This is a genomic window from Niveispirillum sp. CC-CTL257 (assembly GCF_059489915.1).
In genome coordinates this window covers 352,941-370,690 of the sequence record NZ_JCAJXE010000004.1, presented here as the reverse complement: position 1 = coordinate 370,690, position 17,750 = coordinate 352,941, and the positions used below count along the sequence as shown (strand labels likewise).

Annotated in this window: 14 protein-coding genes; 11 read left to right on the top strand and 3 right to left on the bottom strand. The window is 64.6% G+C overall.

Translation table 11 applies throughout. The features are described 5' to 3' along the window. Positions 1 to 59: 59 nt before the first annotated feature. Positions 60 to 1,283, bottom strand: a complete 1,224-nt coding sequence (locus ABC729_RS22240; RefSeq protein ID WP_495609797.1) for an ROK family transcriptional regulator — start codon at positions 1,281 to 1,283, stop codon at positions 60 to 62. Positions 1,284 to 1,439: 156 nt separating this feature from the next. On the opposite strand from ABC729_RS22240, the gene ABC729_RS22235 reads away from it, so the two are divergent. The 9 genes from ABC729_RS22235 to ABC729_RS22195 all read left to right on the top strand — a co-directional run bounded on the left by ABC729_RS22235 (position 1,440) and on the right by ABC729_RS22195 (position 13,723). Next, entirely contained in the window at positions 1,440 to 2,648 is a 1,209-nt protein-coding gene (locus tag ABC729_RS22235; protein ID WP_495609796.1) for an ATP-binding protein, read from the top strand. Continuing rightward, complete coding sequence (locus tag ABC729_RS22230) at positions 2,645 to 3,658, top strand: ParA family protein (protein ID WP_495609795.1); 1,014 nt, start codon at positions 2,645 to 2,647, stop codon at positions 3,656 to 3,658. The genes ABC729_RS22235 and ABC729_RS22230 overlap by 4 nt, the downstream gene beginning before the upstream one ends. 69 nt (positions 3,659 to 3,727) lie before the next feature. Then, positions 3,728 to 5,425 carry a SulP family inorganic anion transporter gene (locus tag ABC729_RS22225; protein ID WP_495609794.1) on the top strand — a complete coding sequence of 566 codons (1,698 nt, stop codon included), beginning with the start codon at positions 3,728 to 3,730 and terminating at the stop codon, positions 5,423 to 5,425. Between the two features lie 55 nt (positions 5,426 to 5,480). Then, positions 5,481 to 6,578, top strand: coding sequence for a glycosyltransferase family protein (locus ABC729_RS22220; protein WP_495609793.1), 1,098 nt, complete (start codon positions 5,481 to 5,483; stop codon positions 6,576 to 6,578). Between the two features lie 132 nt (positions 6,579 to 6,710). Continuing rightward, positions 6,711 to 7,751, top strand: a complete 1,041-nt coding sequence (gmd, locus tag ABC729_RS22215; RefSeq protein ID WP_495609792.1) for a GDP-mannose 4,6-dehydratase — start codon at positions 6,711 to 6,713, stop codon at positions 7,749 to 7,751. Positions 7,752 to 7,815: 64 nt separating this feature from the next. Then, positions 7,816 to 8,784 (top strand): GDP-L-fucose synthase, encoded by a 969-nt coding sequence (fcl, locus tag ABC729_RS22210; RefSeq protein ID WP_495609791.1) that lies wholly within the window; start codon positions 7,816 to 7,818, stop codon positions 8,782 to 8,784. A gap of 90 nt (positions 8,785 to 8,874) precedes the next feature. Beyond that, positions 8,875 to 10,320, top strand: coding sequence for an efflux RND transporter periplasmic adaptor subunit (locus tag ABC729_RS22205; RefSeq protein WP_495609790.1), 1,446 nt, complete (start codon positions 8,875 to 8,877; stop codon positions 10,318 to 10,320). Next, positions 10,317 to 12,299: a MacB family efflux pump subunit gene (locus tag ABC729_RS22200; protein ID WP_495609789.1), complete on the top strand. Its 1,983-nt coding sequence runs from the start codon at positions 10,317 to 10,319 to the stop codon at positions 12,297 to 12,299. The genes ABC729_RS22205 and ABC729_RS22200 overlap by 4 nt, the downstream gene beginning before the upstream one ends. Before the next feature lie 20 nt (positions 12,300 to 12,319). Beyond that, the gene (locus tag ABC729_RS22195; protein WP_495609788.1) at positions 12,320 to 13,723 is read left to right on the top strand and encodes an efflux transporter outer membrane subunit; all 1,404 of its coding nucleotides are present in this window, start codon (positions 12,320 to 12,322) and stop codon (positions 13,721 to 13,723) included. Positions 13,724 to 13,727: 4 nt separating this feature from the next. On the opposite strand, the gene ABC729_RS22190 is transcribed toward ABC729_RS22195, so the two are convergent. Together ABC729_RS22190 and ybaK are read right to left on the bottom strand one after the other, a co-directional pair. After that, entirely contained in the window at positions 13,728 to 14,771 is a 1,044-nt protein-coding gene (locus tag ABC729_RS22190) for a GGDEF domain-containing protein (protein WP_495609787.1), read from the bottom strand. Positions 14,772 to 14,939: 168 nt separating this feature from the next. Continuing rightward, positions 14,940 to 15,425 (bottom strand): Cys-tRNA(Pro) deacylase, encoded by a 486-nt coding sequence (ybaK, locus tag ABC729_RS22185; protein ID WP_495609786.1) that lies wholly within the window; start codon positions 15,423 to 15,425, stop codon positions 14,940 to 14,942. Between the two features lie 168 nt (positions 15,426 to 15,593). On the opposite strand from ybaK, the gene ABC729_RS22180 reads away from it, so the two are divergent. Both ABC729_RS22180 and ABC729_RS22175 read left to right on the top strand, forming a co-directional pair. Then, positions 15,594 to 16,325 carry a response regulator gene (locus ABC729_RS22180; protein WP_495609785.1) on the top strand — a complete coding sequence of 244 codons (732 nt, stop codon included), beginning with the start codon at positions 15,594 to 15,596 and terminating at the stop codon, positions 16,323 to 16,325. After that, positions 16,322 to 17,746: a sensor histidine kinase gene (locus tag ABC729_RS22175; protein WP_495609784.1), complete on the top strand. Its 1,425-nt coding sequence runs from the start codon at positions 16,322 to 16,324 to the stop codon at positions 17,744 to 17,746. The genes ABC729_RS22180 and ABC729_RS22175 overlap by 4 nt, the downstream gene beginning before the upstream one ends. The last annotated feature ends 4 nt before the right edge of the window (positions 17,747 to 17,750 follow it).

Here is a 17,750-nt window from a genome sequence, read left to right as displayed (position 1 = left end):
CGGGCTTCCGGTCGGATGGCGGTTTCTCGCCATCAACGGTGCATCGGCCCCATTGTTGCCTATTCTTCGGCGGTTTTCATCAAAACCGAACGGCCCGGCAGCAGACGCTGGTTGAAGGGCAGGATGGCGGCCCCCACGGCGGGCGCGTCGGCGGCCATGGCGGCACGGCGCATGGGGGCCAGGATCGGCACCTGCCCCCGGCCCGCCTGCATGCGGGCATTGACCGCCACGGTCAGTTCATCGACCAGCGGGGCCGGCAGCCGCCCGCCGACGAACACGGCCTGCGGATTGATCAGGCCGGATATGGCCAGCATCGGCCCCGTCAGCAGGTCCGCCGACAGGGTGATCCACTCGGCCAGCGCCGCCTTGCCGGCATCGTTCAGCGACAGAAGATCGTCGGGCTGCGTCACCCGCTGGCCGCGCGCCTCCATATGGTCGAACAGGGCCGACAGCGATACGGCATCCTGCAAGGCCGCCGCCTTGGTCGCCGGATGCTGCACGGGCAGGAACCCGATCTCGCCGGCGCGCCCGTCGGCCCCCCGGAAATATTGCCCGTCCAGGACCAGCCCGCCGCCCAGCCCCCGGCTGATCAGCAGATAGAAGAAGCTGGGATGGCGCAGGCCCAGGCCGAACTGCGCCTCGCCCAGCGCCGCCGCCGTCGCGTCATTCTCCACAAAGATGGGCAGGGGGGGCAGGCCCGTGAACAGCGACGGGATGTCGGTCTGGTTCCAGACCTCATATTCATCCGGCTGATGCGGCAGATGCACCCGGCCCAGATCGTCGGGCAGTGCGACACCCAGTCCGATCAGGCGCTTGGCCTTGATGGCCCCCTTGGCGAGGATGGCCGACAGTTCGGTGCGCACAAACTCCGCCACCTCATCCGGCAGGGCGAAATCCACCTCCCGTGTGGCCCGCGCCCGCACCTGGCCCAGCAGGTCCAGCACGACCAGGGTGATGTGGTCGCGGTCGATATTGACGCCCACGGAAAAGCAGCCGTCGGGATTGATGGCCAGCTTCATCGCCGGTTGCCCCCGCTGCCCCAGCAGCCTTCCCGCCTCGATAATCAACCCCTCGGACAGCAGGCGCTTGGTGATATTGGCGATGGCCGGTGCCGTCAGCCCCGTGATCTCCGCCAGATCGGCCCGCGTGATCGGCCCACCCACCCGAACCGCCTGCAACGTCACCCGCTGATTATGATCCCCCGCCCGCTCCAGGTTGGTGCCCGACAGGCTGGCCCCCACGGCGGCGGGGATGGTGGGGGAGGGGGCGGACGGCTGCGACATGAGCGGGGAGGGGGCTTTCGGGCGGGTGCGGCGACGGGTGCTCCTGGAATACGCTGGCGGGGGATGGAGGGCAATGGGGGGCGTTGTTTTCATTGACGCCTGTCAGCTTCAGCGCCCATATCGATAGAAGCAATGTTTCACGGCTGGGTGAGCGTGATGACGCCGTTGAGCGATGCGGAACTTCTATCGCTGTTGGATGATCTGGAGTCCGACCGGAGCGAGCGCAAGCAGGACTGGAAGGGCGACGTTCCCAACAAGGCTCGCCAAGCCGTCTGTGCTTTCGCCAATGACCTGCCCAATCACGATCTGCCCGGCGTGTTGTTCATCGGTGCCCGCGATGATGGCAACCCGGCTGGCATCGCCGTGACCGATCAGCTATTGCAGTCGCTGGCCCATATGAAAACGGACGGGCAGATCGTACCGCCCCCTACCTTGATCGTGGAGCGTCGGGTATTGAAGGGCGCGGAGATGGCAGTCGTCACCATCTATCCTGCTGATGCGCCGCCCGCTCGTTATGATGGTCGCATTTGGGTGCGCACGGGGCCCCGCCGCGACATCGCCACAGCACAGGATGAGCGGATACTGAACGAAAAGCGCCGCTTCCGGGACCGGCTGTTCGAAGCGCAACCGGTGCGCGGCAGCAGCCTGGATGATTTGAGCCGCGTTGATTTTGAACATGAGTACCTGACCAATGCGGTGGCCCCGGATATCCTGGCTGCCAATGGTCGCACCTATGAACAGCGGCTGGCCTCCTGCGGCATGGTCATCGCGGCGGACGAGCCGGTGCCGACCGTGCTTGGTCATCTGGTGCTGGGCATCACCCCGCGCACCTGGATACCGGGAGACTATATCCAGTTCCTGCGCATTGACGGAACGGAGCTGAGCGATCCCATCATTGATGATGCGGAAATCGATGGTACGCTGTCGATGAAGCTGCGTCAGTTGGATGAGAAACTGCGGCTGCACCTGACCAGTCGTATTGACTTTACGTCTCAGGATCGCGAGGTGCGGACCAGCGCCTATCCGCTGGCAGCGCTGCAGCAACTCGCGCGGAATGCTGTAATGCACCGAACTTATGAGGGCACCAATGCCCCGGTTCGCCTGTATTGGTTCAATGACCGTATTGAGATATTGAACCCTGGCGGACCTTATGGCGTCGTCACGCGTGAAAATTTCGGGCGGCCGGGATTCACCGATTATCGAAATCCGCAACTGGCCGCCGCGTTCAAGATTTTGGGGTATGCGCAGCGTTTCGGCGCCGGTATCGCCAATGCCAAGGACTTGATGGCGAAGAACGGCAATCCGCCGCTGGAATTCAATGTACAGGACAATTTTGTCCTGGCGACCCTCAGGAAAGCACCATGAGCGTTCCGGTTCTGACCTTCTTCAACAACAAGGGCGGGGTGGGCAAGACATCGTTGGTCTTCCACCTCGCCTGGATGTTGTCGGAAATGGGCAAGAAGGTGGTGGCCATCGACCTGGACCCGCAGGCCAACCTAACCAGCGCCTTTCTGCCAGAAGAGGTGCTGGAGGAAATCTGGGACCCGGACACCCCGGTGGGCCGCGGCACTACGATCTATCAATGCGTGCGGCCCTTGCTGCGGGTAGGCGATATTCTGCCACCGCAAACACAGGAGATAACCCCGAACCTGCATCTGGTGCCGGGCGATTTGGCGTTAGCCGGGTTCGAGGGGCCGCTGTCGGATGAATGGTCAAAGGCTTTGGGCGACAATGAAGACCTGTATCGCCCATTTCGCATTTTATCCTCATTCTGGCAGGTCGCTCAGATGGCGGCACGCCAGCACGGGGCCGATATCATCCTGGCCGATGTTGGCCCCAATCTGGGGGCCATCAACCGGTCAGCCTTGATCGCAACGGATTATGTGGTTGTGCCGCTGGCAGCCGACCTGTTTTCTTTGCAGGGGCTACGGAATCTTGGTCCCACCTTAAATGGATGGCGGACGGAGTGGGACCGACGCCGGGACAATTGGAAACAGCCGGATTTCGACTTGCCCTCGGGTGGCATGAAGCCTTTGGGATATGTCCTCATGCAACATGGGGAAAGGGTAGATCGCCCGGTGAAGGCTTACCGGAACTGGGCGGAGAAAATACCTGCTGCCTATCGGGCGCTAGTCTTGGATATGCCAGGCTCACGAGGGGGGCTGTTGAGCGATTACCTCGCGCAAGTTAAGCACTATCGAAGTCTAGCACCGATGGCGCAGGAGGCGCACAAGCCGATTTTTAAGTTAACAGCGGCTGATGGTGCTATCGGCTCGCATGCAGAGGCTGTTCGTCGGGTTGCAGAAGATTTTCGCTCTTTAGCAGCATCAATTCTCTTAAGGCTTGATGTGCTGGAATCCCCTTTTGGGGATTGACCAACACCCCCCAAAAGGCGGAACCTCCTGAAACTACATAAATCCTGATGTTGTTCCATGAGGCCGCCCATGAGCGCCACCCCCATCCCGCTTGCCCGCGAGCTGCTGCCTAAGCTGGTCACCACCCTGCGTGAAGGCTATGGCCTCGCCGCGCTGCGGGCCGATGCCATATCCGGGCTGACGGTCGCCATCGTGGCGCTGCCGCTGGCCATGGCGCTGGCAATCGCGTCGGGGACAACGCCGGATAAGGGGCTGGTCACCGCCGTGGTGGCGGGGTTCCTGATTTCGGCGTTGGGCGGCAGCCGGGTGCAGATCGGGGGGCCGACGGGGGCATTTGTCGTCGTCGTGGTCGGGGTGATCAACCAGCATGGCTATGACGGGCTGGTGCTGGCGACCTTGATGGCCGGCATCATCCTGGTGGCCGCCGCGCTGCTGCGCCTGGGGCAGTGGATCAAGTATATCCCCGAGCCCGTGGTGACCGGCTTTACCGCCGGTATCGCCGTTATCATCTTTTCCAGCCAGATCAAGGACCTGCTGGGTCTGTCGATGGGGCCGGTCCCGGCGGAATTCATCGATAAATGGCCCGCCTTCTGGGCCGCGCGCGATACGGTGGGGGTGGCGGCGCTTGTCGGGCTGGGGGCATTGGCCCTGATCCTGGGGCTGCGCCGCTGGGTGCCGAAAATCCCCGGCTTTCTGGTGGCGGTGGTGCTGGGTTCCGTCCTGGCCTTTGCCCTGGGCCTGCCGGTGGAAACCATTGGGTCACGCTTTGGCGGCATCCCCGACCATCTCCCCATGCCGACCATGCCTGATGTCACATGGCTGAAGCTGCGCACGCTGCTGCCCGCCGCACTCACCATCGCCTTTCTGGCGGGGGTCGAGTCGCTGCTGTCCGCCGTGGTGGCGGATGGCATGACGGGGCGGCGGCACCGGCCCAATGCCGAATTGCTGGCCCAGGGGGTGGCCAATACCGCCTCTGCCCTGGTCGGCGGGTTGCCCGCCACGGGGGCCATTGCCCGCACCGTGACCAATATCCGCTCCGGTGCCCGGTCGCCCGTGTCGGGCATGCTGCATGCCGTTTTCCTGCTGCTGTTCATGCTGGGTTTCAGCGGGTTGGCCGCCTTCGTGCCGCTGGCGGTGCTGGCCGCCGTGCTGGTGGTGGTGGCCTGGAACATGAGCGATGCGGGGCGCTTCCTGCATGCCCTGCGCACCGCCCCCATCAGCGACCGGGTGCTGCTGCTGACCACCTTCACCCTGACCATCGCCATCGACCTGACGGTGGCCATCGAGGTCGGGGTGCTGCTGGCCGCCGTTCTGTTCATGCACCGCATGTCGGAAAGCGTGGCCGTGTCGGACAGTGGCGAACAGCCCGGCCTTGCCAAGGGCCTGCCCGCCGGGGCCGCCCTTTACCGTATCGACGGGCCAATGTTCTTCGGGGCCGCACGTAAGCTGCTGGATGTGCTGGACCGTACCGGCGGGGCGCCTGCCGTCCTGATCCTGGATATGACGGGGGTGCCCATGCTGGACGCCACCGGTGCCGACGCGCTGTCCACGCTGGTGGTCCGCGCGGGCAAGCGGGGGGCGCATGTGGTGATGGCGGGGGTACAGCGTCAACCGCTGGGCGTGCTGCGCGGCCTGGGCCTGCGCCACCGCAGGGGGCCGGTGATCTTCGCCCCTGACATCGCGCGCGCCAAGGCGGAGGCAACGCACCTCCTGTCCGAAGGTTCCGGCACCAACGCGGGGGGCAGCCCGGCGAGCGGGGCGGATTGACAGCCGCGCCGCTTTCGCAGTCAATGCCGCGCTTGTACCGATCCCGATCCGGTTGATGATGACCAAGCTTGTTTACCTGTGCGACTGGCTGCCGCCCGATTTCGGCGCCGTCGGCCAATATGCCGTGATGCATTGCCGCGAACGCGCCGCCCTGGGCTATGACGTCACCCTTGTGGGCCTGACCTCTGGTTCGACGGCGAGCCTGGAAGAAGAAGCGGTCGGCCCCGGCACCGTTCGCACCCTGCGCCTGCCGGCCCCGCCGCTGGACCGCGCCAGCCTGGGGCGGCGTCTGGCCTGGACCGTGCGCACCAATGCCATGCTGATCAGCCGGGCCTGGAAATATCTGTCGGCGGCGGATGAGATCCTGTTCACGGGATCACCACCCTTCCTGCTGCATTTCCTGGTGCCGCTGAATGTGGTGCTGCGCAAGAAGCTGATCTACCGGATCGCGGATTTCCATCCCGAATGCCTGATCGCCTCGCGGACAACACCGTCCAAGGTGCTGGACGCGGCCCTGGCTCTGACCATCTGGCTGCGCCGCCGGGTGCAGATGTTTGAGGCATCGGGAGAGGATCAGGTCCGCCTGCTGCGCCGCTACGGCATCCCCGCCGACAATATCGTGCTGAAGCGGGACCCGCTGCCCGTCGAACTGACGGGCGATGAGGTGCCGCTGGCCGTGCCGACGGAACTGACGGGCAAGAAAATCCTGCTCTATTCCGGCAATTGGGGCGTGGCCCACGATACCGACACCTTTATCGACGCCTATATCCGCCACCATCGTTCCGGCAGCGGTACGGTCGGCCTGTGGCTGAACGCCATCGGGGCCGGTGCCGATGGCGTGGAACAAAGGCTGAAGGCGGAAGGCCTGCCCGTGGCACGCGGCCGCCCCGTGCCATTTGGCGATCTGGGCCGCCTGCTGGTCACACCCGATGCACACCTGATCACCCTGCGCGACGGGTTCGTGGCCTATGTCATTCCGTCCAAGACCTATGGCTGCATCGCGTCGGGCAAGGATGTGCTCTATATCGGCTCGCCAGAATCCGACGTCGACCTGATCTGCCGTGAAGGGCAACGCGACGGCCAGCGCTATATCCGCACGGATGTCGGCGATACGGACGCCGTGTTCCAGGCGCTGGAGACGTTGGGGGCGTAACGGCTTCGCGTTCGGTGCGGGTTCACAATTCTGCCGCGACGCGGTAGAAGCAGGGATTATTCGCCGCTGGCGGGGCGGTCAGGCGGTTCCTTTAACGGCGGTGGGCCAACCACCGCCCCGGAGAGTAAAAGCATGTCGCGTAAGGTTGCCTTGATCACCGGCGTCACCGGCCAGGATGGTGCCTATCTGTCGGAACTGCTGCTGTCCAAGGGCTATATCGTCCATGGTCTGAAGCGCCGTTCCTCCTCGCTGAACACCGCCCGCATTGACCACTTGTATCAGGACATCCATGAAAAGGATGTGCGGTTTCAGCTGCATTATGGCGACCTGACCGACAGCACCAACCTGATCCGCATCGTGCAGGAGACGCAGCCGGACGAGATCTACAATCTCGCCGCCCAGTCGCATGTGCAGGTCAGCTTCGAGACCCCGGAATATACCGCCAATGCCGACGGCATCGGCACGCTGCGCCTGCTGGAGGCCATCCGCATCCTGAAGCTGGAAGACAAGACCCGCTTCTATCAGGCCTCGACCTCTGAACTGTATGGTCTGGTGCAGGAAGTGCCGCAGCGGGAGACGACGCCGTTTTACCCGCGCAGCCCCTATGCCGCCGCCAAGCTCTATGCCTACTGGATCACGGTGAATTACCGCGAGGCCTATGGCATGCATGCCAGCAACGGCATCCTGTTCAACCATGAAAGCCCGATCCGCGGCGAAACCTTCGTGACGCGCAAGATCACCCGCGCCGTGGCATCCATCCATCATGGCAAGCAGGATTGTCTGTATCTGGGCAATCTGGACGCCAAGCGCGACTGGGGTCATGCCCGCGATTATGTTGAGGGCATGTGGCGCATCCTGCAGCAGGAAAAGGCCGAGGATTTCGTGCTGGCGACCGGCGAGACGCATACGGTGCGCGAATTTGTCGAACGCGCCTTCGGTCATGTCGGCAAGACCATTGAATGGAGCGGGGAGGGCGTGGACGAAATCGGCCGCGACGCCGCCACCGGCACTGTCCTGGTCCGCATCGACCCGCGCTATTTCCGCCCGACCGAGGTTGATCTGCTGCTGGGCGATCCGGCCAAGGCCAAGGAAAAGCTGGGCTGGACCCACACCACCTCCTTCCCCGATCTGGTGAAGGACATGGTTCTGTCCGACGTCAAGCTCCTGGCCTGAGTGGTCGCGAACGCCAAGGGTGCGGATGCACCCGCCCGGCGTCTGAGGGAACGGAGTATCGATCATGAGCGATCTGAAGCCCTATGACCTGATGGGCAAGCGCGTCTGGGTGTCCGGCCATCGCGGCATGGTGGGCGGTGCCGTTGTGCGCCGGCTTCAGTCCGAAGGCTGCACCATCCTGACGGCGGGCCGCGACACGCTGGACCTGACGCGTCAGACGGCGGTGGAGGAGTGGGTTGCCGCCAACAAGCCGGACGCTGTGGTCGTCGCGGCGGCCAAGGTTGGCGGCATCCTGGCCAACAACAATTACCCGGCCGATTTTCTGTATGAAAATCTGGTCATTGAGACCAACATCATCCAGGCATCGTTCCGCAACAATGTGGAAAAGCTGCTGTTCCTGGGTTCGTCCTGCATCTATCCGAAGCTGGCACCGCAGCCGATGACGGAAGATGCGCTGCTGACCGGCCCGCTGGAGCCGACCAATGAATGGTACGCGATCGCCAAGATCGCGGGCATCAAGCTGTGTCAGGCGTACCGCAAGCAGCATGGCTGCGACTATATCTCCGCCATGCCGACCAACCTTTATGGCATTGGCGACAATTTCCATCCCCAGGGCAGCCATGTCCTGCCGGCCCTGATGTCGCGCCTGCACGATGCCAAGCGCGACAAGCTGCCCGAGGTCACCATCTGGGGCACGGGCAAGCCGCTGCGCGAATTCCTCTATGTCGACGATCTGGCCGACGGTCTGGTCTATCTCTTGAAGAATTACAGCGGCTATGAGCATGTGAATATCGGCACGGGTCAGGAAGTGTCCATCCGCACCCTGGCCGAACAGGTGGCGGCCACGGTGGGCTGGCAGGGCCGGTTCCTGTTTGACGCGACCAAGCCTGATGGCACCCCGCGTAAGCTGATGGACAATTCCCGTCTGGCAAAGCTGGGCTGGACCGCCAGGACCAGCCTCGCCGAAGGTCTGCGCCTGACCTATGAATGGTTCCTGGAAGAAGGGGCCAAGGGCGGGTTGCGCGGTATTTGACCGCCTGCTCACGTCAACGGCGTCTCCTGCTGGGGACGCCGTTTCCACATGACAAAAATTTAAACAATTTTCCCCGCAGGGTCTTCGCATGTGCGGCGTATAAGGTGGTACGACAACCTGTTTGCCGAAGAAGCGAAGATGCAGCCTGCCGCCGCCACGACAAAGCCTCCCGCAAAGCCGCCCGGCACCCGTTCCAAACGCTCCCTTTTGCGTCCCCGCAACATCCTGCTGGCCCTGGTGATTCTGGCTGCTGCCACCGGTGTCTACTGGTGGCGGTCGGGTGGGTCGGCGGGCGGTGACGCCGGGGCCGATGTCCTGACGGCACCCGCGGATCGCGGCAATATCGAAGACAGCGTGACGGCGGTCGGCAATTTGCAGCCGCGTGACTACGTCGATGTCGGCACGCAGGTGTCGGGCCAGCTGCGCAAGGTGCATGTGGAAATCGGGCAGCAGGTCAAACAGGGTGACCTGCTGGCGGAGATTGACCCCACCGTCTATCAGACCCGGGTGGAGGCTGACCGCGCGCAGCTGGAGAATCTGGGCGCGCAACTGGGCCAGCGTGAGGCAGAGCTGGCACTCGCCCAGCAGCAGTACAAGCGGCAAAAGAACCTGCTGGCCGAAAACGCCACCAGCGAGGACGCGTTCCAGAACGCGGAGAAGACCCTGCGCGCCGCTGAGGCAGCGGTGAAGGCGGTGAACGCGCAGATCCGCCAGACCAACTCCACCCTGCGCGGGGATGAGGCGAACCTGGGCTATACCAAGATCTACGCCCCCATGTCGGGCACAGTCGTGTCGCAGAATGCCAAGCAGGGCCAAACCCTGAACGCCAATCAGCAGGCGCCCATCATCCTGCGCATCGCCGACCTGTCGGTGATGACGGTGACGACGCAGGTGTCGGAAGCCGACGTGTCGCGCCTGCGCATCGGCATGCCGGCCTATTTCACCACCCTTGGCCGCCCCGACCGCCGCTGGCGCGGCACCCTGGCCAAGATCAATCCGACGCCGGAGGTGGTGAACAATGTCGTGCTCTACAACGCGCTTTATGATGTGGAGAATCCGGGTGGTGAGCTGATGACCCAGATGACGGCGCAGACTTTCTTTGTTGTCGCGTCGGCGGACAATGTCATCCGTGTCCCCGTCGCCGCCTTCCAGCGCCCGCCCATGCGGGGGCCGGGTGGTCCTGGCGGTCCCACTGGCCCCCAGGCTGCCGGGCAGCCGCAGGCCAATGCCCCGGGCGGCCCTCCGCCCGCCGGGGCCAATGGTGAGCGTCGCCGCCCTGCCGGGACACCGCCCGCCGATGCCGGTGGCCCGCGCGAACGGCCGCGCATGGTGCAGGTGCTGAAGGCCGATGGCACCATCGAGGATCGCCGCATCATGATCGGCGTCAGCGACCGCGTGAATGCCGAGGTCGTGTCCGGCCTGAACGAGGGCGATCAGGTGGTGGTGGGCCGCAAGCCGTCTGCCGGCCAGTTGAAGGCCCAGCAGCAACAGCAGCAGCAGAACATGCAGCGCATGCGCCCGCCGGGGATGCTATGAGCACGCCGCACAGCAGGGGCGACGCCACCCCCCTGATCGAACTGGTGGACATCACCAAGACCTATTCCAACGGGGAGATGGCGGTACAGGTGCTGAAAGGCATCTCGCTGAAAATCTATCCCGGTGAATTCGTTGCCATCATGGGACAATCGGGGTCGGGCAAATCGACCCTGATGAACATCCTGGGCTGTCTGGACCGGCCGACGACGGGCAATTACCTGTTCGACGGGCGCGACGTTTCCACCTTCGACCGTGACATGCTGGCCATGTTGCGGCGGGAAGCGTTCGGCTTCGTGTTTCAGTCCTACAACCTGATCCCCATGTCCACCGCGGTGGAAAATGTGGAGGTGCCGGCCATCTATGCCGGTCTTCCCCGTGATGCGCGGCGGGAACGGGCGGAGGAGCTGCTGTCCACGCTCGGCCTGTCCGAACGCATGGACCACCGGCCCAGTCAGCTGTCGGGCGGTCAGCAACAGCGTGTCTCCATCGCCCGCGCCCTGGTCAATGGCGGTCAGGTGATCCTGGCCGACGAACCGACGGGCGCCCTGGACAGCCGCAGCGGTGTGGAGGTGATGAAGCTCCTCTCCGATCTGGCGGCCAGGGGCCATACCGTTATCCTGATCACCCATGACCGCGATGTGGCCAACAATGCCCGCCGTCTGGTGGAGATCAAGGACGGCCAGATCGTGGCCGACCATCCGACCGACCATGCCCTGGAAAGCCCCGCCCCGCCCCCCGTCGCTGCCCGCACCATCCAGGTGCCGGAGGAGGGGGAGGATACGGGTTGGACAGGGCGGGAGGTGCTGGAAGCCTTCATGATGGCGCGCCGCGCCCTGTCGGCCAATCTCTACCGCACCATCCTGACCCTGCTGGGCATCGTTATCGGCGTGGCATCGGTGGTCACCATGCTGGCCGTGGGCAATGGCTCGCAACAGGCCATGGTGGAGCGGATCAGCGCCATGGGCACCAACCTGCTGGTCATCCGGCCCGGTGCGCCGGGGCAGCGGAATGCCAATGGCCTTGCGACCCTGGTGCCGGATGACGCGGCGGCCATTGCCAAGGTGCCCAATGTGGTGGTGTCCGTGCCCGAATATACCGGCGGCATGACGGCGCGGGCCGGCAATCTGGACTATCAGACCCAGATTACGGCCACCAGTCCCGATGTCATGGCGGCCCGGTCCTGGGAACCGTCCAGCGGCACCTTCTTCGATCAGGAAGCCATGGCGCAATATGCGCCCGTGGCCGTGATCGGGCAGACGGTGGCCAATATCCTGTTCCCCGGACAGGACCCGGTGGGCCGTTACATCCTGTTGCGCAATGTGCCGTTTCAGGTGATCGGGGTGATGTCGCCCAAGGGCGCCAGCCCTGTGGGCCAGGATCAGGATGATGTCGTTTTCGTGCCCCTGACCACCGGGTCCTACCGCCTGTTCGGGCGGCGCGACCTGCGTTCCATCACGGTCCTGGTCGATGATCTGACCCTGATTGATGAAACCCAGGCGCTGATAACGACGTTACTGACCACGCGCCATCAGGCGGAGGATTTCCAGATCCGTAACACCGCATCGGTCATCGATACCTTGTCGGCCATACGCGAGACATTGACCATTCTGCTGGGTTCTGTCGCTGCCATCTCCCTGCTGGTGGGTGGCATCGGGGTGATGAACATCATGCTGGTCAATGTCACCGAACGCACGCGGGAGATCGGCATCCGCATGGCGACCGGTGCCCGCGCCCGCCATGTGATGCAGCAATTCCTGCTGGAGGCGCTGCTGGTCTCAGCACTGGGAGGCGTGATCGGCGTGGCGTTCGGGATCGGGGTGTCATTGTTCCTGACCCTGTTCAAGATCGATATCCAATTGACCTTGCCGCCCATGCTTCTGGCCTTCTCCTGCGCCTTCGCTACCGGCCTGATCTTCGGCTATGCGCCCGCCCGCCGGGCAGCATTGCTGGATCCCGTCGTGGCCCTGGCCGCCGACTGACCCCCTATTCGGGTGACCCCATGATCGTCAGACATTCCCGCCTGTATCTGTCACTGCTGCTGTCCGGCACCCTCCTGTCGGCCTGCGCGCAGGGTGATTATGGCAGTACGGGCAGCCCCGTGGCCCCGCCCGCCGCCTGGAAGCAGGCCGACGGCGCCAGCACAACGAACCCCTGGCCCGCCGCCGATTGGTGGGGCGGTTTCGGGTCGGCGGAGCTGGTCTCCATGCTGGCCGATGCGCGCAAGGCCAATCCCGACCTTGCCGCCGCTGCTGCCCGCCTGGTGCAGGCCGACGCCCGCGCCCGTGCCGCCGGTGCCGATCTGCTGCCCACGGTCAATGCCAGTGCGGGCCTCAGCCGGCAGGAAACCGACCTGTCGGGCAGCGGTGGCCGCTCGGGCCGCAGCAGCGCCAACGCCGGCCTGTCCGCCAGCTATGAGCTGGATTTCTGGGGTGCCAACCGCGCCGTCGCCGACAGTGCCGCCATCGGTGCGGCGATCAGCCGGCTGGATCAGGAAACGGTGGCCCTGACCGTCACCTCCACCGTCGCCAATACCTATTTCCAGGTTCTGTCCCTGCGTGACCGTATCCGCAGTGCCCAGGAAAATCTGGCCCTGGCCGAACGGGTGATGGCGGTCGTCGATGCCCGCTTCCGCAACGGGGCCGCCACCGCGCTGGAGGTGGCGCAGCAGCGCACGGCCCTGACCAGTCAGCGCGCCACCCTGCCATCCCTGCGGCAGCAGGAGCTGGCGGCCTCCAACAGCCTCGCCGTCCTGCTGGGCCGTACCCCCGCCGACCTGTCATTGGCCGCAACCGGTCTCGGCGGCCTCGGCCTGCCCGCCACCGGGGCTGGTACCCCCGCCGATCTTCTGGAACGCCGCCCCGATCTGAAGGCTGCATCGAAGCAGCTGGAAGCCGCCGGTGCCGACATCGTGGCCGCCCGCGCCGCCCTCTACCCGTCCGCGACCCTCAACCTGTCCGGCAACCTGACGGGTGGGGGCCTGTCCAGTCTGGTGAATGCCCCCACCGCCGTCGCCAATCTGGGCTTGTCGTTGGCGCAGAGCCTGTTCGATGGTGGCCGCCGCAGCGCGCAGGTGGAGGTGGCGCAGGCCCGCCGGGTGGAGCTGGTTGAAAGCTACCGCAAGGCCATCCTGACCGGCTTCTCCGATGTTGAAACCGCCTTGTCCGCCGCCCGCAACGCCGAACAGCAGCGGGTGCTGCAGGAAGAGGCGGTGCGTCTGGCCCGCGAACTGTTCCGTCTGGCCGAAACCCGTTACCGCGAGGGGGCGACCGATCTCCTGACCCTGCTGGACGCCCAGCGTTCCCTGCTGTCGGCCCAGGATCAGTTGACGCAGGTCCGCCTGTCGGAGCTGCAGGCCGCCGTGTCGCTCTATCGTGCGCTGGGTGGTGGCTGGTCTACGACGTGACCGATCACGCCGCAACCACGCGGTTGCGCCCGCAATGCTTGGCACGGTACAGCGCTTGATCGGCCCGTTGCAGGGCCGGTTCCACGCTGGCCTCCCCCGGCTTCACGATGGCGGCCCCCAGGCTGACGGTGATGCGGATCGGGCCCTTATCCGTCTGGACGGCGGTCTGCTCCACGATGCGGCGCAGACGCTCCCCGGTCTCGACGGCCTGGCTCAGGCTTGTATCCGGCAGGATCAGGGAGAATTCCTCACCACCTAAGCGGGCGAACACATCCTGCACGCGGATGGTCTGGGCGATCTGGTCGGCGAACTGTGCCAGCACCCGGTCGCCCGCGCTATGGCCATGTGTATCGTTGATCTTCTTGAAATGGTCGATATCCAGGACCAGAACGGCGACATCGCCCCCTGTCCGCCGCCGCCGTCCCATCTCCCGCTCCGCCAGGGAAAAGAAGGTGCGGCGGTTCAGCGACCCGGTCAGCGGGTCTGTCTGCGCCAGCACCGCCAGTTCCCGGTTCGCCAGCCGTAATTCCAGCTCATCCATGACGATGGCGGCCAGATCGGTCAGCGTCGCGTGTTCATCATCGTCAAAGCTGCGGGGAACACGGTCGATGACGCAGACGGTGCCAAGTGCTTGCCCATCGCGGGTGATCAGCGGCGCGCCGGCATAGAACCGGATACCCGGTTCCCCGGTGACCAGCGGATTGTCGCGAAAACGGATATCCAGGCGCGCATCCTCCACCACCATCACCCCGCGCCGACGGATGGCATGGTCACAGAAGGCCAGGGAGCGCGGGGTTTCCTGCACCGAAAGTCCTTCGCGTGCCTTGAACCATTGCCGCTCCTCATCCACCAGGGAAATCAGGGCGATGGGCACACGCAACGCCCGCTTGGCCAGGGTGACGATACGGTTGAACTGTGGCTCCGGCTGGCTGTCCAGCACCTGATAGCGATCCAGCGTCCGCAGGCGTAGCGCCTCATCCGTCTCCAGCCCGCAGGCAGAGGCAAGGGGCGGCGCGCCCAAGGGCTGGGTATCGATGATGGCCGTCATGGTCGCCCCGCCTCCGCCGTGGAACCGTTTCTCCCTTCGAAATGTATATGCACTTACGGTAGGGGCGATAGCTATCCGTTCGCTGTGACCATGCCGGTATTGGGACTATGGCGGATGGGTTACAGGTGAATGAACAACTTCTAATATGTCATGAAAAGCAAAGACTTGTTACTTGTTTACAGTGATCGCTGCCAGCTTCGCCCCCAGGACCCGGACAATATCCGCTGGTGCCGCCGCGATCTGCAATCCCCGCCGTCCGCCATTCATGATCATCTCTGCCAAGGTTCCGGCGCTGGCATCGATCAGGGTGGGCAGGCGCTTGCGCATGCCCAGCGGGCTGATCCCGCCGATCACGTAGCCGGACACCCGCTCCGCTGCCTTGGGGTCGGCCAGCGCCGCCCTTTTGCCGCCCGCTGCATTGGCCAGCGCCTTCAGGTCCAGCCGGGCCGGTGACGGGATGACCGCACAGACCAGCCCCACCCCTTCCACATCCGACACCAGCGTCTTGAACAGCATGGCGGGATCAACGCCCAGCGCGGCAGCCGCCGCCATGCCGATCGCGTCGGCATCCGGGTCATAATCATATTCCAGTAGCCGGTGGGCGACCCCGGCGGATTTCAGGGCGTTGACGGCTGGTGTGGCCTTGGCGGACATGGGGCGGTGTTCTTCATCATGGGTAGGCAGCCATCTTTTCCGCCCCGTCTCGTCGGGTCAAGCCCGCATGCCGCCACAAACCGATACAATTTGGTACGCGGTCACGCCTTCCCGTGCATGCCCTTGCGTGCCATCTTCCTGTAATCTTCATCCAGCCATTACCGATCCATGCAGGCCGCTGACAATCCCCACATCTTCCTGGTCGATGACCATCGCGACATCCGTGAGACGCTGACCCGCTTCCTGGAAAAACACGGGATGCGCGTCACCGCGGCAGAGGATGCGGCGGTGGCCCGTCGCCGATTGCGCGCCTGTGCCGCCGATCTGATCGTGCTGGACGTCATGATGCCGGGGGAGGATGGGCTGAGCCTGTTCCGCCATATCCGTGAAACCATGGACACGCCCGTCATCTTCCTGACCGCCATCGGGGAGGCGACGGATCGTATCGTCGGGTTGGAAATGGGGGCCGATGATTATGTGACCAAGCCGTTCGAACCGCGCGAACTGCTGGCCCGCATCCGCGCCGTTCTGCGCCGCAGTCATTCACTGCCCGTGACCGGTGCGCGGAAAAAGGCTGATGAAAGCCGACTTTCGTTTGATGGCTGGATGCTGGACCTGAACCGCCGCGAACTGACGGGGGCCGATGGCGTCGTCGTCTCGCTGTCGACGGCGGAGTTTTCCTTGCTGGAGGCGTTTGTGCGCCATCCCAACATGGTGCTGACCCGCGAACAGCTGCTGGACCTGACCAAGGGGCGGGAGGCGGATGTTTTCGATCGGTCCATCGATAATCAGGTCAGCCGCCTGCGCCGCAAGATCGAACCCGATCCCCGCAACCCGACCCTGATCAAGACGGTCTGGGGCGGTGGCTATTGCCTGGCGACAGAGGTGAAGGCCGCATGAACCGGGTGTTGTCCATCCTGCGCCACCCGCGCAGCCTGTTCACCCACATGGTGGCGCTGTTGATTGGTGCCATGCTGGTGGCGAAATTCGCCAGCTGGACCGCGTCGCTGGATGACAAGGCCGCCACGGTCCGCCGCACCCATGTGGAAGAGACGCTGCTGCGCATCGCGGCCACGACCCGCGTCATGGACACCTTGCCGCGGGAGCATCGCGCCGGCACGCTCGCGGCCATTCGCGCCCGCGAAACCCGCTATTCGGTCGATGACGCGCCCGCCATCGCGCCCGATTACCAACTGACTGACCCGCAGGCCATGGCTGTGCGCGATCGGCTGATCGATCTTCTCGACCTGCCGCCCAGTGCGGTGCAGTTCAAGATGTGGAACCGGGCGGAGAATGCGGAACCCTCCTGGTTCCATAATCCCTGGGCCGCCATCGAACCGGTGGAAATGGGGATGAAATTCTCCGTCCGGCTTGATGATGGGCAATGGCTGAACGCCGTCAACCGCCGCATGGTACAGCCGACCGTCTGGTCTTCCACGTCCACCTGGACCCTGCTGACCTCCATCCTGATGGTGGTGGCCGCCACATTCTATATCTCCCGCCGCCTGTCGCGTCCCTTGCGCGATCTGGCCGACAGCGCAGACCGGCTAGGCCGGGGGGAGACGGTGCCCGCCCTGGAAACCGAACGCGGGCCGGAGGAGGTGCGCCGCGCCGCCCATGCCTTCAATGCCATGGCGGCCCGCATCCGGCGCTTCGTGGATGACCGCACCCGTATCTTGGCCGCCGTCTCCCATGATCTGCGCACCCCCATCACCAATCTACGCCTGCGGGTGGAGTTGCTGGAGGAGGGGGAGACCAAATCCCGTATGCTGGAAACCCTGGACGAGCTGCGGGCGACCGTGGAGGCCACCCTCTCCTTCACGCGGGAGGAGTTGGGGGAGGAGGCGGTGCGCGCCGATCTCTCCACCCTGGTGGAAAGTGTCTGCGATGATTATGCCGATACCGGCCGCCCGGTGCATTTCACCGTGGCCGACCGTCTGCCCCTGATCTGCCGCACCGGTTCCCTGCGCCGGGCGCTGCGCAACCTGATCGACAATGCCCTGGCCTATGGTGCCACTGCCCGTGTCTCCATCCGCAGCGATGGGGCCGGGGCCGAAATCACCATTGCCGATGATGGTCCGGGCATTCCCGTCCATGACATGGAACGCGTTTTCGAACCTTTCGTGCGGCTGGAGGCATCGCGCAACCGCCGTACCGGTGGTGTTGGCCTGGGCCTCTCCATCGCCCGTTCCGTGGTGCGCGGCCATGGCGGCGACATCCGTCTGTCCAATCGGCCTGGCGGCGGGCTGGACGCCATTATCATGATCCCAATTGTGACCAGTCCGGATAAGGAAGGCATTATTCTGCGCAAGGTGGCGTGATCAG

Excerpts from the sequence above, each read along its gene's own strand:
- ABC729_RS22180 (WP_495609785.1), top strand. The coding sequence starts at position 15,594 with ATGCAGGCCGCTGACAATCCCCACATCTTCCTGGTCGATGACCATCGC.
- ABC729_RS22230 (WP_495609795.1), top strand. The coding sequence starts at position 2,645 with ATGAGCGTTCCGGTTCTGACCTTCTTCAACAACAAGGGCGGGGTGGGC.
- ABC729_RS22200 (WP_495609789.1), top strand. The coding sequence starts at position 10,317 with ATGAGCACGCCGCACAGCAGGGGCGACGCCACCCCCCTGATCGAACTG.
- ABC729_RS22190 (WP_495609787.1), bottom strand. The coding sequence starts at position 14,771 with ATGACGGCCATCATCGATACCCAGCCCTTGGGCGCGCCGCCCCTTGCC.
- ABC729_RS22235 (WP_495609796.1), top strand. The coding sequence starts at position 1,440 with ATGACGCCGTTGAGCGATGCGGAACTTCTATCGCTGTTGGATGATCTG.
- ABC729_RS22220 (WP_495609793.1), top strand. The coding sequence starts at position 5,481 with ATGATGACCAAGCTTGTTTACCTGTGCGACTGGCTGCCGCCCGATTTC.
- fcl (WP_495609791.1), top strand. The coding sequence starts at position 7,816 with ATGAGCGATCTGAAGCCCTATGACCTGATGGGCAAGCGCGTCTGGGTG.
- ABC729_RS22240 (WP_495609797.1), bottom strand. The coding sequence starts at position 1,283 with ATGTCGCAGCCGTCCGCCCCCTCCCCCACCATCCCCGCCGCCGTGGGG.
- ABC729_RS22195 (WP_495609788.1), top strand. The coding sequence starts at position 12,320 with ATGATCGTCAGACATTCCCGCCTGTATCTGTCACTGCTGCTGTCCGGC.
- ABC729_RS22225 (WP_495609794.1), top strand. The coding sequence starts at position 3,728 with ATGAGCGCCACCCCCATCCCGCTTGCCCGCGAGCTGCTGCCTAAGCTG.
- ABC729_RS22175 (WP_495609784.1), top strand. The coding sequence starts at position 16,322 with ATGAACCGGGTGTTGTCCATCCTGCGCCACCCGCGCAGCCTGTTCACC.
- ybaK (WP_495609786.1), bottom strand. The coding sequence starts at position 15,425 with ATGTCCGCCAAGGCCACACCAGCCGTCAACGCCCTGAAATCCGCCGGG.
- gmd (WP_495609792.1), top strand. The coding sequence starts at position 6,711 with ATGTCGCGTAAGGTTGCCTTGATCACCGGCGTCACCGGCCAGGATGGT.